We start from the raw sequence: 15,082 nt of genomic DNA on the forward strand, positions 1-15,082 counted from the left end.
GGTGACGGGCACGGCACGCAGGACCGCTTTCATCGTGGTCTCGGTGCTCGCTGTCATCGCTCTCGCGGCGGCGGTGTGGTTCGGTTACGGCTGGGGGCGCGCGCTCCTGGTGGATCGCGCCGCTGCGGAGGCGCGCGATGCCGCATTGTCCGGAGCCGTGCAGGCAGCCGTCAACCTGAACAGCGTCGACGCGGAGAATGTCGACCTGTCCATCGAGAACATGCGATCGTCGATCACCGGCGACGCGCTGCGCAACGATCTGGAAGCGACCGAGGAGGACATCCGGGCCCGGGTCGCCGAGACCGGCACGAGCATGTCGGCCGAGGCTCTGTTCGGAACGCTCACCGAGCTCAACACCGACGACGAAGTGGCCAAGGCCCTCGTGGTGCTTGCGGTGCGGACGGAGACTCCCGAGCTCTTCGCGACCAACAAGGTGCCGGTACTCGTGTCGTTGCGCAAGGACGGCGACGTGTGGAAGGCAGAGACCATCGAACCGCTCGCCTCCGTCGAGATGGAGTCGGGCCCGGTAGCCGGTGCACCGCCGCCGGCGCCCGCGCCCGGTGCCCCTGCTCCCGGAGCGGAGACCGCACCCGAGGGAGAGGCCGGTCCGTGATGTTCGGCGAGTCGACGAAGGAGAACGTGTAGTGCCCCCGCAACAGCGACGGAAATCCGGCCCGAGCGGACCCCCGCGCCGACGGCCGAAGGTCGCGGGATCGTCCCGCCCGCCCCGGGTGACACCTGCCCAGGACGAGCGCTCGACCGCACCGGACCGGCCGGTCACACCTTCCGAACCGGCGGACGCTCCCCCCACGCAGACACCACCCGCCGAGGTGAGCCTGGAGAAGCCGGCGACCGGCACGGCTGCGCGAGAGAGCCAGAGCCCCACCGCCGAGACCGGGACACCGAAGAAGCCGGAAACCTCTCCCGGACGTCCGGGAGATACCGACGTACCGCATGCCTCCGGTGGGTGGCGCCCGGTGCTCTCGGTCGGCACGGTGGCGGTGGTGCTCGCTGTGTTCGCGGTGGTCGCCGCCTTCCGCCCCGGTGCCGAGGTCTCGAATGCCGCCTGGGTCGACAACGCGGCCACACAGGAGGTCACCGAGGCCGCGAAGGTCGCGATCGAGACGATGCACGGCTACGACTACCAGACCATCGACGAGGACTTCGCGCAGATCCGGGATCTGCTCACCCCGGAGCGGCTCGAGGAATTCGATTCGACGGCCGAGGTGACCAAGAAGGCCGCGGTCGACACCCGCACCGTGACCGAGGTGATGGTGGAGCACATCGGCGCGACGATGCTCGACGACACGCGCGCCGAGGTAGCCGCCTACATCAACGTGAGCGCCACCGGCGACGGCATCGCGCAGGGGAGTGCCGCTGCGCCACTGCTGGTGAGAATGGAGAAGTCCGACGGGCGATGGCTGGTATCGGAGATTCGCGACCAGTGACGGCCGATCGGTGACGACGGGGCGCAATTGCCCCGGACGGCGGGGTCCGCGCGTGCGACGCGCCCACTCTTCCGGACGTCCAGTCTTGACGAAGGCGACGCGAGCGGTCACTCTATCGGTACGCCTGTTCGACCCGAGGCCTCCTCATGAGCCGCTCGTGGTCGTTTGCCAGGTTTCTTTCAGGCACCCCTGTGGACATTTCGCCTCTTCAGGTGTACGTTAGTTCTTTGCGCTGGCTGCCTCCTGTTCACCTTCTGATCGTCGAGTCGGAATTCGCCCGTACGGGCGAGACCGTCCCGTTGTGTCGGTGGGGTTCGCAATCGGGTTGCGACCAGCGAAAACGCCCCACATGAAGAAGCAGGTACAGCGGCGGTCGCACCGGTTGGAGCGGCCCGCGTGAGGTGCTGGAAGGACGCATCTTGGCAGTCTCTAGCCAGACCAAGGCAGTAGCCGGAATCCCCGGAGCCCCGACGAGGGTGTCGTTCGCGAAGATTCGCGAACCCCTGGAAGTTCCCGGGCTCCTCGATCTACAGACCGATTCGTTCGAATGGTTGATCGGCTCGGAGCGCTGGCGCGCGAAGGCTGCCGAGCGCGGCGACGGCCACGTCGTCGGTGGCCTGGAGGAGATCCTCGACGAGCTCTCGCCGATCGAAGACTTCTCGGGTTCGATGTCCCTTTCCTTCTCCGATCCTCGGTTCGACGAGGTCAAGGCCTCCGTGGAGGAGTGCAAGGACAAGGACATGACGTACGCGGCTCCGCTGTTCGTCACTGCCGAGTTCATCAACAACAACACCGGTGAGATCAAGAGCCAGACGGTCTTCATGGGTGACTTCCCGATGATGACCGACAAGGGCACCTTCATCATCAACGGCACCGAGCGTGTCGTGGTGTCCCAGCTCGTGCGCTCGCCGGGCGTGTACTTCGACAAGACCGTCGACAAGAGCACCGAGAAGGACCTGCACAGCGTCAAGGTCATCCCGGGTCGCGGTGCCTGGCTCGAGTTCGACGTCGACAAGCGCGACACCGTCGGTGTGCGTATCGACCGCAAGCGTCGCCAGCCGGTCACCGTGCTGTTGAAGGCGCTCGGTTGGTCCACCGAGCAGATCGTCGAGCGTTTCGGGTTCTCCGAGATCATGATGTCGACGCTCGAGAAGGACAACACCGCGGGCACCGACGAAGCGCTGCTCGACATCTACCGCAAGCTCCGTCCGGGTGAGCCGCCGACCAAGGAGAGCGCGCAGACCCTGCTGGAGAACCTCTTCTTCAAGGACAAGCGCTACGACCTGGCGCGCGTGGGCCGCTACAAGATCAACAAGAAGCTCGGCCTGAACACGGGCCAGCCGATCGAGGCGTCCACCCTCACCGAGGAAGACATCGTCGCCACGATCGAGTACCTCGTGCGACTGCACGCCGGCGAGAACAAGATGACGGTCCCCGGTGGCGTCGAGGTCCCCGTCGAGGTCGACGACATCGATCACTTCGGAAACCGTCGCCTGCGTACGGTGGGTGAGCTCATCCAGAACCAGATCCGTGTGGGCCTGTCCCGCATGGAGCGCGTGGTTCGCGAGCGTATGACGACCCAGGACGTCGAGGCGATCACGCCGCAGACCCTGATCAACATCCGCCCGGTCGTCGCCGCGATCAAGGAGTTCTTCGGAACCTCCCAGCTGTCGCAGTTCATGGACCAGAACAACCCGCTGTCGGGTCTGACCCACAAGCGCCGCCTGTCGGCACTGGGCCCCGGCGGCCTGTCGCGTGAGCGCGCCGGCCTCGAGGTTCGCGACGTCCACCCGTCTCACTACGGCCGCATGTGCCCGATCGAGACCCCGGAAGGCCCGAACATCGGCCTGATCGGCTCGCTGTCGGTGTACGCGCGGGTCAATCCGTTCGGCTTCATCGAGACGCCCTACCGCAAGGTCGTCGACGGAGTCGTCACCGACGAGGTCGAGTACCTGACCGCAGACGAGGAGGATCGCTACCTCATCGCGCAGGCCAACTCGCCGATCGGTTCCGACGGCCGCTTCGCGGACGAGCGCGTGCTCGTCCGTAAGAAGGGCGCCGAGATCGAGTACGTCGGTGCCGACCAGGTCGAGTACATGGACGTCTCGCCGCGCCAGATGGTTTCGGTCGCGACCGCGATGATCCCGTTCCTCGAGCACGACGACGCCAACCGTGCCCTCATGGGTGCGAACATGCAGCGTCAGGCCGTGCCGCTGGTGCGCAGCGAGTCCCCGATCGTCGGTACCGGCATGGAGCTTCGTGCTGCCGTCGACGCCGGCGACGTCATCGTCACCGAGAAGAGCGGCGTGATCGAAGAGGTCTCCGCCGACTTCATCACCGTGATGGCCGACGACGGAACCCGCAAGACCTACCGTCTGCGCAAGTTCGATCGTTCGAACCAGGGCACCTGCTCGAACCAGCGTCCGATCGTGGACGAGGGTCAGCGTGTCGAGGCCGGCCAGGTCCTCGCCGACGGCCCTTGCACCGAGAACGGTGAGATGGCGCTCGGCAAGAACCTGCTCGTGGCGATCATGCCGTGGGAGGGCCACAACTACGAGGACGCGATCATCCTGTCGCAGCGCCTCGTGGAGGAGGACGTGCTCACCTCGATCCACATCGAGGAGCACGAGATCGACGCCCGCGACACCAAGCTCGGTGCCGAGGAGATCACCCGCGACATTCCGAACGTCTCGGACGAGGTCCTCGCCGACCTCGACGAGCGCGGCATCGTCCGCATCGGCGCCGAGGTCCGCGACGGCGACATCCTCGTCGGCAAGGTCACGCCGAAGGGCGAGACCGAGCTGACGCCCGAGGAGCGTCTGCTCCGCGCCATCTTCGGCGAGAAGGCGCGTGAGGTTCGCGACACCTCGCTGAAGGTGCCGCACGGTGAGAACGGCAAGGTCATCGGCGTGCGCGTCTTCTCGCGCGAGGACGACGACGATCTGCCTCCGGGCGTCAACGAGCTCGTCCGCGTGTACGTGGCGCAGAAGCGCAAGATCCAGGACGGCGACAAGCTCGCCGGCCGCCACGGCAACAAGGGCGTCATCGGCAAGATCCTCCCGCAGGAGGACATGCCGTTCCTGCCCGACGGCACGCCGGTCGACATCATCCTGAACACCCACGGCGTTCCGCGTCGTATGAACATCGGTCAGGTGCTCGAGACGCACCTGGGCTGGATCGGCAAGGCGGGCTGGAAGATCCAGGTCGCCGACGACGGCAGCCGTCCCGATTGGGCGCAGAACCTCTCCGAGGAGATGCTCGCGGCCGAGCCCGACACCAACATCGCCACCCCGGTGTTCGACGGTGCCCGCGAGGAGGAGCTGACGGGTCTGCTGTCCTCGACGCTGCCGAACCGCGACGGTGAGGTCATGGTCGGACCCGACGGCAAGGCGACGCTGTTCGACGGCCGTTCCGGCGAGCCGTTCCCGTACCCGGTCTCGGTCGGCTACATGTACATCATCAAGCTGCACCACCTCGTCGACGACAAGATCCACGCGCGTTCGACGGGTCCGTACTCGATGATCACGCAGCAGCCGCTCGGTGGTAAGGCCCAGTTCGGTGGCCAGCGCTTCGGTGAGATGGAGTGCTGGGCGATGCAGGCCTACGGTGCCGCCTACACGCTCCAGGAGCTGCTCACGATCAAGTCCGACGACGTGGTCGGCCGCGTCAAGGTCTACGAGGCGATCGTCAAGGGCGAGAACATCCCCGAGCCCGGTATCCCCGAGTCGTTCAAGGTGCTCCTCAAGGAACTCCAGTCGCTGTGCCTGAACGTCGAGGTGCTCTCCAGCGACGGCGCGGCCATCGCCATGGCCGACGGCGACGACGAGGACCTCGAGCGGGCGGCCGCCAACCTGGGCATCAACCTTTCCCGCAACGAGTCGGCCACGGTCGACGACCTCGCGAACTAGGAGCCGAGCCGATGCGGTACGCAACCGGATTCAACCGGGCGTACCGCGTCGGGTCCCGGCAGCGATAGCGACAACTAGCAGCAATACAACCCGCACAGGGGAAAGGAAGTTACGTGCTCGACGTCAACTTCTTCGATGAACTCCGAATCGGCCTGGCCACCGCCGAGGACATTCGTAACTGGTCGTACGGCGAGGTCAAGAAGCCCGAGACCATCAACTACCGCACGCTCAAGCCCGAGAAGGACGGCTTGTTCTGCGAGAAGATCTTCGGTCCCACCCGGGACTGGGAGTGCTACTGCGGCAAGTACAAGCGTGTCCGCTTCAAGGGCATCATCTGCGAGCGCTGCGGCGTCGAGGTGACCCGCGCCAAGGTTCGCCGTGAGCGCATGGGCCACATCGAGCTCGCCGCTCCGGTGACCCACATCTGGTACTTCAAGGGTGTGCCGAGCCGCCTCGGCTACCTGCTCGACCTCGCGCCGAAGGATCTCGAGAAGATCATCTACTTCGCCGCGTACGTCATCACGTCGGTCGACGACGAACTGCGCCACAACGAGCTCTCCACGCTCGAAGCCGAGATGGAGGTCGAGAAGAAGGCGGTCGCCGATCAGCGCGACGCCGACCTCGAGGCCCGGGCACAGAAGCTCGAAGCCGACCTCGCCGAGCTCGAGGCCGAGGGCGCCAAGTCCGACGTCCGCCGCAAGGTCAAGGACGGTGGCGAGCGCGAGATGCGTCAGCTCCGCGACCGTGCGCAGCGTGAGCTCGACCGTCTCGACGAGATCTGGACGACCTTCACGAAGCTGAAGCCGAAGGATCTGATCGTCGACGAGATGATCTACCGCGAGCTCCAGGACCGCTACGGCGAGTACTTCACCGGGGCCATGGGTGCCGAGGCGATCCAGAAGCTCATCGAGAACTTCGACATCGACGCCGAGGCCGAGTCGCTGCGCGAGACCATCCGCAGCGGCAAGGGCCAGAAGAAGCTCCGTGCTCTCAAGCGCTTGAAGGTCGTGGCGGCGTTCCAGCAGTCCGGCAACTCGCCGATGGGCATGGTGCTCGACGCTGTTCCGGTGATCCCGCCGGAGCTGCGTCCGATGGTGCAGCTCGACGGTGGCCGCTTCGCGACCTCCGATCTCAACGATCTGTACCGCCGCGTCATCAACCGCAACAACCGTCTCAAGCGACTGATCGACCTCGGTGCTCCCGAGATCATCGTCAACAACGAGAAGCGGATGCTGCAGGAGTCCGTCGACGCGCTGTTCGACAACGGCCGTCGTGGCCGGCCGGTCACCGGTCCCGGTAACCGCCCGCTCAAGTCGCTGTCCGATCTGCTCAAGGGCAAGCAGGGTCGCTTCCGTCAGAACCTGCTCGGTAAGCGTGTCGACTACTCGGGCCGTTCGGTCATCGTCGTCGGTCCGCAGCTCAAGCTGCACCAGTGCGGCCTGCCGAAGCTGATGGCGCTCGAGCTGTTCAAGCCGTTCGTCATGAAGCGTCTCGTCGACCTCAACCACGCGCAGAACATCAAGTCCGCCAAGCGCATGGTCGAGCGTCAGCGTCCGCAGGTGTGGGACGTCCTCGAAGAGGTCATCAACGAGCACCCGGTGCTGCTGAACCGCGCACCCACGCTGCACCGCCTCGGTATCCAGGCGTTCGAGCCGCAGCTCGTCGAGGGCAAGGCCATCCAGCTGCACCCGCTCGTGTGTGAGGCCTTCAACGCCGACTTCGACGGCGACCAGATGGCCGTGCACCTTCCGCTGTCGGCGGAAGCGCAGGCCGAGGCCCGGATCCTGATGCTGTCGTCGAACAACATCCTGTCGCCGGCATCGGGCCGTCCGCTCGCCATGCCGCGTCTGGACATGGTGACGGGACTGTTCCACCTGACCCGTCTGGTCGAGGATGCCCCCGGCGCCTACAAGCCCGCGACGGCCGACGAGCCCGAGCAGGGTGTGTACTCGTCGCCGGCCGAGGCCATCATGGCCGTGGACCGCGGCGTGCTGTCGGTCCAGGCTCCGATCAAGGTGCGTCTGACGCAGCAGCGTCCGCCGCGCGATGTCGAGAGCGAGCTGTTCCCGGAGGGCTGGAAGTTCGGTCAGCCGTGGACCACGCACACCACCCTCGGTCGTGTGATGTTCAACGAGCTGCTCCCGACGAACTACCCGTTCGTCAACGACATCATGCCGAAGAAGCGCCAGGCCGCGATCATCAACGACCTGGCCGAGCGGTACCCGATGATCGTTGTCGCGCAGACCGTCGACAAGCTCAAGGACGCGGGCTTCTACTGGGCTACGCGTTCGGGTGTCACCATCTCGATGGCGGACGTCCTCGTTCCGCCGGAGAAGAAGGAGATCCTCGAGCGGTACGAGACGCAGGCCGACGCTATCCAGCGGCAGTACGACCGAGGCAAGCTCTCGGAGGACGAGCGTCGCGACTCCCTCGTGAAGCTGTGGCAGGAAGCGACCGAAGAGGTCGGCCAGGTCATGGAGGCGCACTACCCGGACGACAACCCGATCCCCACGATCGTGAAGTCCGGCGCTGCGGGCAACATGACCCAGATCCGCTCGCTGGCGGGTATGAAGGGTCTGGTGACGAACCCGAAGGGCGAGTTCATTCCCCGCCCGATCAAGTCCTCCTTCCGTGAGGGCCTGACCGTCGCCGAGTACTTCATCAACACGCACGGTGCGCGTAAGGGTCTGGCCGATACCGCTCTGCGTACCGCCGACTCGGGTTACCTGACCCGTCGTCTGGTGGACGTCTCGCAGGACGTCATCGTCCGCGAGGTCGACTGCGGCACGCCGCGTGGCATCGAGATGACCATCGCCGAGCCTGCTCGCGACGCGAGTGGTCAGCCGACCGGCGAGCTCGTGCGCGACGCTCACATCGAGACCAGCACCTACGCCCGGACGCTGGCGACGGACGCGGTCGACGCGAACGGTAACGTCGTCGTCGAGCGTGGTTCCGACCTCGGCGATCCGGCGATCGAAGCGCTGCTCGAGGCAGGTATCCAGAAGGTCAAGGTCCGTTCGGTCCTGACCTGCGACACCGGCACCGGCGTGTGCGCGACCTGCTACGGCCGTTCGATGGCGACGGGCAAGCTCGTCGACATCGGCGAGGCCGTCGGCATCGTCGCCGCCCAGTCGATCGGTGAGCCCGGTACGCAGCTCACGATGCGTACCTTCCACCAGGGTGGCGTCGGTGAGGACATCACCGGTGGTCTGCCGCGTGTCCAGGAGCTGTTCGAGGCCCGTGTCCCCAAGGGCAAGGCCCCGATCGCCGACGTCTCCGGACGTATCCGTCTCGAGGACGACGATCGCTTCTACAAGATCACGATCGTTCCCGACGACGGTGGCGAGGAGGTCGTGTACGACAAGCTGTCCAAGCGTCAGCGTCTGCACGTCATCCGCAAGGCCGACGGCACCGAGGGCGTGCTCTCGGACGGCGACCACGTGGAGGTCGGTCAGCAGCTGCTCGAGGGCTCTGCCGATCCGCACGAGGTGCTGCGCGTGATGGGCCCGCGTCAGGTTCAGGTCCACCTGGTCCACGAGGTCCAGGAGGTCTACCGGAGCCAGGGCGTGTCGATCCACGACAAGCACATCGAGGTCATCGTGCGCCAGATGCTGCGTCGCGTGACGATCATCGATTCGGGCTCGACGGAGTTCCTGCCCGGTTCGCTCGTCGAGCGCAGCGAGTTCGAGGCTGCGAACCGCCGGGTGGTCCAGGAGGGTGGCGAGCCGGCCGCCGGTCGCCCGGTCCTCATGGGCATCACGAAGGCGTCGCTGGCCACCGACTCGTGGCTGTCGGCGGCGTCGTTCCAGGAGACCACTCGCGTGCTGACCGACGCGGCGATCAATTGCCGCTCGGACAAGCTGATCGGTCTCAAGGAGAACGTGATCATCGGCAAGCTGATCCCGGCCGGTACCGGCATCAACAAGTACCGGAACATCGAGGTTCAGCCGACCGAGGAGGCCCGCGCAGCCGCGTACGCCATCCCGGCGTACGACGACCAGTACTACTCGCCGGACGGCTTCGGCCAGAACACCGGCGCTGCGGTACCGCTGGACGATTACGGTTACTCCAACGACTACCGGTAGTTCGCTGCCGTAGTAGGCGATGAAGGTCCCGCCCTCTTCTCTTCGGGGGCGGGGCCTTCGTCATTTCCCGGGAGGGAGCATCTCGCGGTGGGCCCGGTGTGCCGTCGAGATCGGCATCGATGCGTCTCGGCGGGTTACCTCGCGATATGGAAGTCCACGAGTTCTGCGGCGCCATGGGATAATTCGGCCCACGAGCCCCTCACGGTCAGAACCGCGAGGGCGGAGGTGGGGAACTTCTCGGCCACCTGATGGGCGGCATCGGTGCTGTGGTCGGTGATCAATCCGAGCACGGTGGCCGACAGCGTCGGCTCGTGTCCGACCACCAGCAGGGTGTGCACGTCGTCGGAAACTCCCCGGATCTCGGCGATCAGCGTCTTCGGGTTCGCGTGATACAGACTTTCGAGATGCTTCACCGGTGCCTCGACCGCGGCCTCGGTCAGTGTCTTGCGCGCCCGCGTGGCCGTGGAACACAGCACGGCGTCGACATCGGGCAGATTCGCCCGGATCCAGCGGCCGGCGAGTCCGGCTTCGCGGCGTCCGCGGGGGGAGAGGGGCCGGTCGTGATCGTCCACGTCGTCCGGGTACGCGGACTTGCCGTGGCGCAGCAAGATCAGGGTACGGGTCATGGGGTCCACCGTAGAGCGTCCGGATTCCGGGCGATCCACGCGACTGCACGACTGTGATCCTCGACGGTGAACCACACCGTCATTCCGTCCTCGCGCAGGCTGGTCCTGAGGGTGATGGTCTCGCCGGCGGCGGTGGGGCGCAGGTGCTCGATCACGGCGCGACAGGGTGCGGCCGAGAGGCCGGGTTGCAGGGCGAGGACCTCTTCGAGGCCGTGCCAGTAGACGGCATTGTTCACGTGCCCGAACGGATCGAAGTCGGTGGCGCGCAAGGGGAAAACGCGCTCGTCGTCCACCTCGTCCGGTGCGCGGCCGGGCAACCAGGCCTTCCACTTGAGACGTGTGTCCTGTGCGTAGCGGGACATGTGTGCGAACAGTCCGTCGCTGATCCGGGTCGGGGCACCGGTCGTCGGCCCGATGTCGATCCAGAACGCCGCCGTCTCGATAAGGGGCCCTCGGGGATCGTCGTCCGGATCGTCCAGTCGAACACGGACATTCGCCCAGCGCGTCGACAGGGCGTCGCACCAACGTCGAAGGCGGAGGTTTCGGCCGTATTCGGCCGGGCGATGGACGTCGACGACGGTGCGCCGGACGATCCACAAAGGGTCGGAGTCGTTCGCGCCCACTGCGATGAGGTTGTCGGTACCGATGTCCTGGAGATAGCGGGCGACGCCGTCGAGTCGGAGTCGCTTCCCGGTGTCGACATCGCCCGTGCGGACGGTGCGCACCGTCGAGTAGGGGTTCGCGCCGTCGGGTAGTGCCGTCAACGGCCGGGTCCAGGGCTGATCGGTTGTCGGCGTCGGCGTGGCCATGAGTCCCCCGCTTCGGATCGGATCGTGCGATTCTCGCAGCTTCCGCACGCGGTCGCAGGTTCTCTTGCGAACCGGGGAAGGTTGACGCTAGAGTCGTATTAACTGTTACGGACTGTTACATGAACTTGGCGGGTACTCCGCCCGGCTTGCGAGGACCTTTCCATGGCCTACGTGATCACCCAGACCTGCTGCAACGACGCGAGTTGTGTCGCGGTCTGCCCCGTGAACTGCATCCATCCCTCGCCTGACGAGCCCGAATTCGCGACGGCGGAGATGCTGCACATCGACCCGCAGACCTGTATCGACTGCGGTGCGTGTGCCGATGCCTGCCCGGTCGAGGCGATCCTTCCCGACGACAAGCTCGCCCCCTCCCAGGCCCGGTTCGCCGAGATCAACGCAGCGTGGTACGAGAGCCACCCCGCGCCGGAGGGCTGGCAACCTCTCGCACCCACTCCGGCGCCCCCGCGCGATCGCGGGACCTTGCGGGTCGCGATCGTCGGTGCCGGTCCCGCCGCCTGCTACGCCGCGCAGGAACTGCTCGAACGATCCGACGTCGAGGTCGAGATGTTCGATCGGCTCCCGACCCCCTTCGGGTTGGTGCGTGCCGGTGTCGCTCCCGATCATCCTGGGACCAAGGCTGTCACGGAGTCGTTCGAATGGTCGTTCCGGCGAGACGAGTTCGCCCTCCATCTCGACACCGAGGTCGGTCGCGATATCACCCACACGGAGCTGCTCGACCACCATCACGCCGTGATCTACGCGACGGGGGCGTCGTCCGATCGGCGACTCGGCATCAGCGGGGAGGATCTGCCCGGCAGTCATGCCGCCACCGAGTTCGTCGCCTGGTACAACGGCCATCCCGACTACGCCGACCGCGATTTCGACTTGTCCGGTGAACGCGCCGTGATCGTCGGGAACGGCAACGTCGCTCTGGACGTCGCGCGGATCCTCACGATGGACGTCGACGAGCTCGCGCGCACCGATATCGCCGACCACGCGCTGAAGGCACTGCGGGCGAGCAACATCCGGGAAGTCGTGTTACTCGGACGGCGTGGTCCGGCCCAGGCCGCGTACAGCAATCCGGAATTCCTCGCCCTCGGCGAGCTCGCAGGTGTCGATGTAGTGATCGACGAAGCGGAGCTCGAACTCGATCCGCTCAGCGCGCGCGCCGCAGAAGACGATCCGGCCACCGCGCTGCGTGTGCGGCTCGCCCGCGAGTACGCCCGACGCCCCGTGCGTCCCGGTCACCGCCGTATCGTCTTCCGCTATCTCGCCGCGCCGAGTGAACTCCTCGGAGCCGACCACGTGACCGGTGTGCGGGTCGAACGCACCGAACTCGTCGAGGACGGGGCTCGCCTCACCGCCCGTCCCACCGGCCGGTTCGAGGATCTGCCCGCGACGCTCGTTCTGCGGTCGATCGGCTATCGCGGGGTACCCGTGCCGGGAGTGCCGTTCGACGACGCCCGCGGTGTCGTCCCCAACACCGGTGGTCGCGTCGACACCGGCGTCTACGTCACCGGCTGGGCCAAGCGCGGGCCGAGCGGCGTCATCGGGACCAACAAGGGTTGCGCGAAGCAGACGGTCGCAGCGCTGCTGTCCGATTTCGACTCCGGGGTGCTCACCGCACCTCGTGGCGACCGCCGTGCGTTGAACAGACTGCTCGACCGGCGCAGGCCGGATCGTGTGGACCTGGACGGTTGGAAGGCGATCGATTCCGCCGAGCGCAGGGCCGGGCGTGACCAGGGCCGCCCGCGGGTCAAGATCACCGATCGGGAGACCCTCGTCGAGGTCGGCCGCCGCCGTCGTCGCCTGCCGCTGCTCGCGTCGCTGCGCAGGTAGTGGCGTGCAGGTGACCCAGGTCGCGGCCCGTTCGAACGTTCGTCGATAGGCTCGGGAGACCAGATCTCGACCCGAACGGACATGTGCATGAGCAACGATTTCCTCGACCGTACGGCGTTGACGCGACGCACACTCATCGGAGGCGCGGGCGTGGTTGCCGCCGGGGCGGCACTGACAGCCTGCGGATCGTCCGGTGACGCCGGTGAGGATCGGCCGGCAGCGCAGGCACCCACAACCACCGCGCCCCCCGGCCCCGAAGCCGAGGTCGTCGCGGCCGTCGCCGACGTGCCGGTCGGTGGTGGCGTGCTCCTCGAATCGGACAGGCTCGTCCTCACCCAGCCCGCGGAGGGCGACTTCCGCGCCTTCATCGCGATCTGCAGTCACCAGGGGTGCAATCTCAGCGGTGTCGAGGGCGACCGCATCATCTGCCCGTGTCACGGCAGCCGCTTCGACCTCGACGGGGTGCCGGTCGATGGACCGGCGAAACGCCCCCTGAAGTCCCGTCCCGTGGCGGCTCGCGGATCCGATCTCGTCGTGGGCTGACCGTCTGCGGGGATAGAGTCCGCTCCGTGGAGACCCGCGGAGGCTGGCGCCCGAAGGCGCTGCGCGAAGGCAACGATCCCGATCCTCGCTTCACGCTCGCCAACGAGCGCACTTTCCTGGCGTGGGTTCGCACCTCGCTCGGCATCATCGCCGCGGCGATCGGACTCGAGGCGTTCGCAGGCGACATCATCTCCGGGGGAGTCCGCACGACGGTCGTCTGTACCCTTCTCGCCTTCGCTACCGTGCTCGTGGTCTTCGCGCTCATCCGCTGGCACAGTGTCGAACACGCGATGCGGACCGGACGTCCCCTTCCGGTGCCGTGGACGGCCTATCTGCTCGCCGCGGCCCTCGCGGCCGCAGGGGTGGTGCTCGCCGTCGCGATCATCCGGTGAGAAGGGGGCGCGGTGAGGCCGGACGATCTGCAACACGGCGACGTGGGGTTGCAGCCCGAGCGGACCAGCTTGGCGTGGATGCGCACCGGTGCCGTACTCGGGGCAGTGGTGCTCGGCTTCATGAGGTTCGTTCCCGGTCCTGGCCCCGTGGTCGCGACCATCGGGCTCGTCTGTCTCGCGCCGGCTCTCGTGGTGCTGCTAGCGGGCCGGGTGGGGCACCGCGCGCGGGTGCGCGGTCTGGTCGAAGGTCGCGCGCCCTACTTCTGGTGGCGCAATCTCGCCGTCACCGTCACGGTCATGGTGCTCACGATCTCGTCGGTGGTACTGATCCTCACCGAGGACTGACCGACAGCACGCCGGCCAGTGCCACCGCCGCGACCCAGACGGTTGCCGCCGCTGCGAGCGCGATCGGGCGCCACCCCACTCCGCGGAGCACCTCCCGGCGCACCCCTGCCCCCAGTGCGAACATCGCGGTCGTGAGCAGCGCGGTCTGTACGGTCTGCGCCGTGTCCAGGGCGAGGGGGCCGAGCAGTCCCGTCGATCGCAGGGCGACGCATGCGAGAAAACCCAGCAGGAAGAACGGCATGATCGGGGGTGCCTCATCGTCGCCGCGTGCGTCGCCGCGGCGACGGGCGACGACGCCGATGATCGAGACCACCGGAGCAAGCAGGGCGACCCGCGCGAGCTTGACCGTTACTGCCGCCGCGAGGACTCCTCCCGCAGCGGCGTCGAGAGCGGTGCCGGTGGCGACGACCTGAGCGACCTCGTGAATCGCCGCGCCCGCCCAGAGCCCGGCGGTCCGCGGTCCGAGTCCACACAACTCCGCGACGAGCGGAACGAGCGGGATCATCGCCGTGCCGAACACCACCACGAGCGCAACCGTGGTCACGAGTTCGCGCTTGCGAGAATCGATCACGCCGTCGACCGCTGCCGCTGCCGCTGCACCGCAGATCGAGAACCCGCACGCGATGAGCAGGCGCTGTGTCCAGCCCACGCCGAGCCACCGGCCGAAGGCGAGAGATCCGCCGATGCCCGCTACGACGACCGTCGCCGCGACCAGCGCTGTTCCCCAGCCCAGATCGGCGAGTTCGGAGACCGCGAGCTGCAAGCCGAGGAGAGCGACGCCCACGCGCAGCAGTCGCTTCGACGCCACACCCAGACCCGGCTCGAGGACGCAGGTGGCAGCCGCCGGAAGGCCCGCGTTCGCCACGACCACGCCGAGGACGATCGCGACGAGCAGCGGACTCGTTCCCGGCATCAGGTGGGCCGCCGCCAGCGCGACGAGCGCGCCCGAGGTGGCGACCAGCAGGCCCGGGACGGCGGTCGGCCGGGACGAGGGTGCGTGGACGGTGGGCATGCTCCGACCCTTCCGCCCCGGCGCCTCCCGCACCAGCCGTCGATCACGCATGAGGTCATATCGAATCGATATGCA

Annotated in this window: 11 protein-coding genes; 8 read left to right on the plus strand and 3 right to left on the minus strand. The window is 67.1% G+C overall.

The features are described 5' to 3' along the window. Positions 1–43 precede the first annotated feature (43 nt). The 4 genes from ABZ789_RS11885 (at position 44) to ABZ789_RS11900 (ending at position 9,441) form a co-directional block, all read left to right on the plus strand. On the plus strand, positions 44–613 hold the full coding sequence (locus tag ABZ789_RS11885) for a hypothetical protein (RefSeq protein ID WP_358423916.1): 570 nt from the start codon (positions 44–46) through the stop codon (positions 611–613). Between the two features lie 118 nt (positions 614–731). Further along, positions 732–1,448, plus strand: a complete 717-nt coding sequence (locus ABZ789_RS11890) for a hypothetical protein (protein WP_358423721.1) — start codon at positions 732–734, stop codon at positions 1,446–1,448. Positions 1,449–1,849: 401 nt separating this feature from the next. Beyond that, the gene (locus ABZ789_RS11895) at positions 1,850–5,356 is read left to right on the plus strand and encodes a DNA-directed RNA polymerase subunit beta (protein ID WP_358423724.1); all 3,507 of its coding nucleotides are present in this window, start codon (positions 1,850–1,852) and stop codon (positions 5,354–5,356) included. Positions 5,357–5,469: 113 nt separating this feature from the next. Further along, a complete protein-coding gene (locus tag ABZ789_RS11900) occupies positions 5,470–9,441 on the plus strand; it encodes a DNA-directed RNA polymerase subunit beta' (RefSeq protein ID WP_358423727.1) in 3,972 nt (1,323 codons plus the stop codon). 134 nt (positions 9,442–9,575) lie between these two features. Here ABZ789_RS11900 and ABZ789_RS11905 read toward each other — a convergent pair whose 3' ends face one another. Both ABZ789_RS11905 and ABZ789_RS11910 read right to left on the minus strand, forming a co-directional pair. Continuing rightward, positions 9,576–10,067, minus strand: a complete 492-nt coding sequence (locus ABZ789_RS11905; protein ID WP_358423730.1) for a histidine phosphatase family protein — start codon at positions 10,065–10,067, stop codon at positions 9,576–9,578. Next, entirely contained in the window at positions 10,064–10,876 is an 813-nt protein-coding gene (locus ABZ789_RS11910) for an acyl-ACP thioesterase domain-containing protein (protein ID WP_358423733.1), read from the minus strand. The genes ABZ789_RS11905 and ABZ789_RS11910 overlap by 4 nt, the downstream gene beginning before the upstream one ends. Positions 10,877–11,038: 162 nt before the next feature. On the opposite strand from ABZ789_RS11910, the gene ABZ789_RS11915 reads away from it, so the two are divergent. From ABZ789_RS11915 to ABZ789_RS11930, 4 genes are all read left to right on the plus strand, one after another. Further along, positions 11,039–12,715 carry an FAD-dependent oxidoreductase gene (locus ABZ789_RS11915; protein ID WP_358423736.1) on the plus strand — a complete coding sequence of 559 codons (1,677 nt, stop codon included), beginning with the start codon at positions 11,039–11,041 and terminating at the stop codon, positions 12,713–12,715. 87 nt (positions 12,716–12,802) lie between these two features. Further along, positions 12,803–13,258, plus strand: coding sequence for a Rieske (2Fe-2S) protein (locus ABZ789_RS11920; protein WP_358423739.1), 456 nt, complete (start codon positions 12,803–12,805; stop codon positions 13,256–13,258). 26 nt (positions 13,259–13,284) lie between these two features. Continuing rightward, complete coding sequence (locus ABZ789_RS11925) at positions 13,285–13,650, plus strand: DUF202 domain-containing protein (RefSeq protein WP_358423742.1); 366 nt, start codon at positions 13,285–13,287, stop codon at positions 13,648–13,650. Between the two features lie 12 nt (positions 13,651–13,662). Beyond that, on the plus strand, positions 13,663–13,995 hold the full coding sequence (locus ABZ789_RS11930) for a DUF202 domain-containing protein (RefSeq protein WP_358423745.1): 333 nt from the start codon (positions 13,663–13,665) through the stop codon (positions 13,993–13,995). Here the strand turns inward: ABZ789_RS11930 and ABZ789_RS11935 are convergent. Then, positions 13,982–15,007, minus strand: coding sequence for a putative sulfate exporter family transporter (locus tag ABZ789_RS11935; protein ID WP_358423748.1), 1,026 nt, complete (start codon positions 15,005–15,007; stop codon positions 13,982–13,984). The two genes, ABZ789_RS11930 and ABZ789_RS11935, sit on opposite strands and share 14 nt — an antisense overlap. Positions 15,008–15,082 lie beyond the last annotated feature (75 nt).

Source organism: Rhodococcus sp. NPDC047139, assembly GCF_040643435.1.
Classification (GTDB): domain Bacteria; phylum Actinomycetota; class Actinomycetes; order Mycobacteriales; family Mycobacteriaceae; genus Rhodococcus.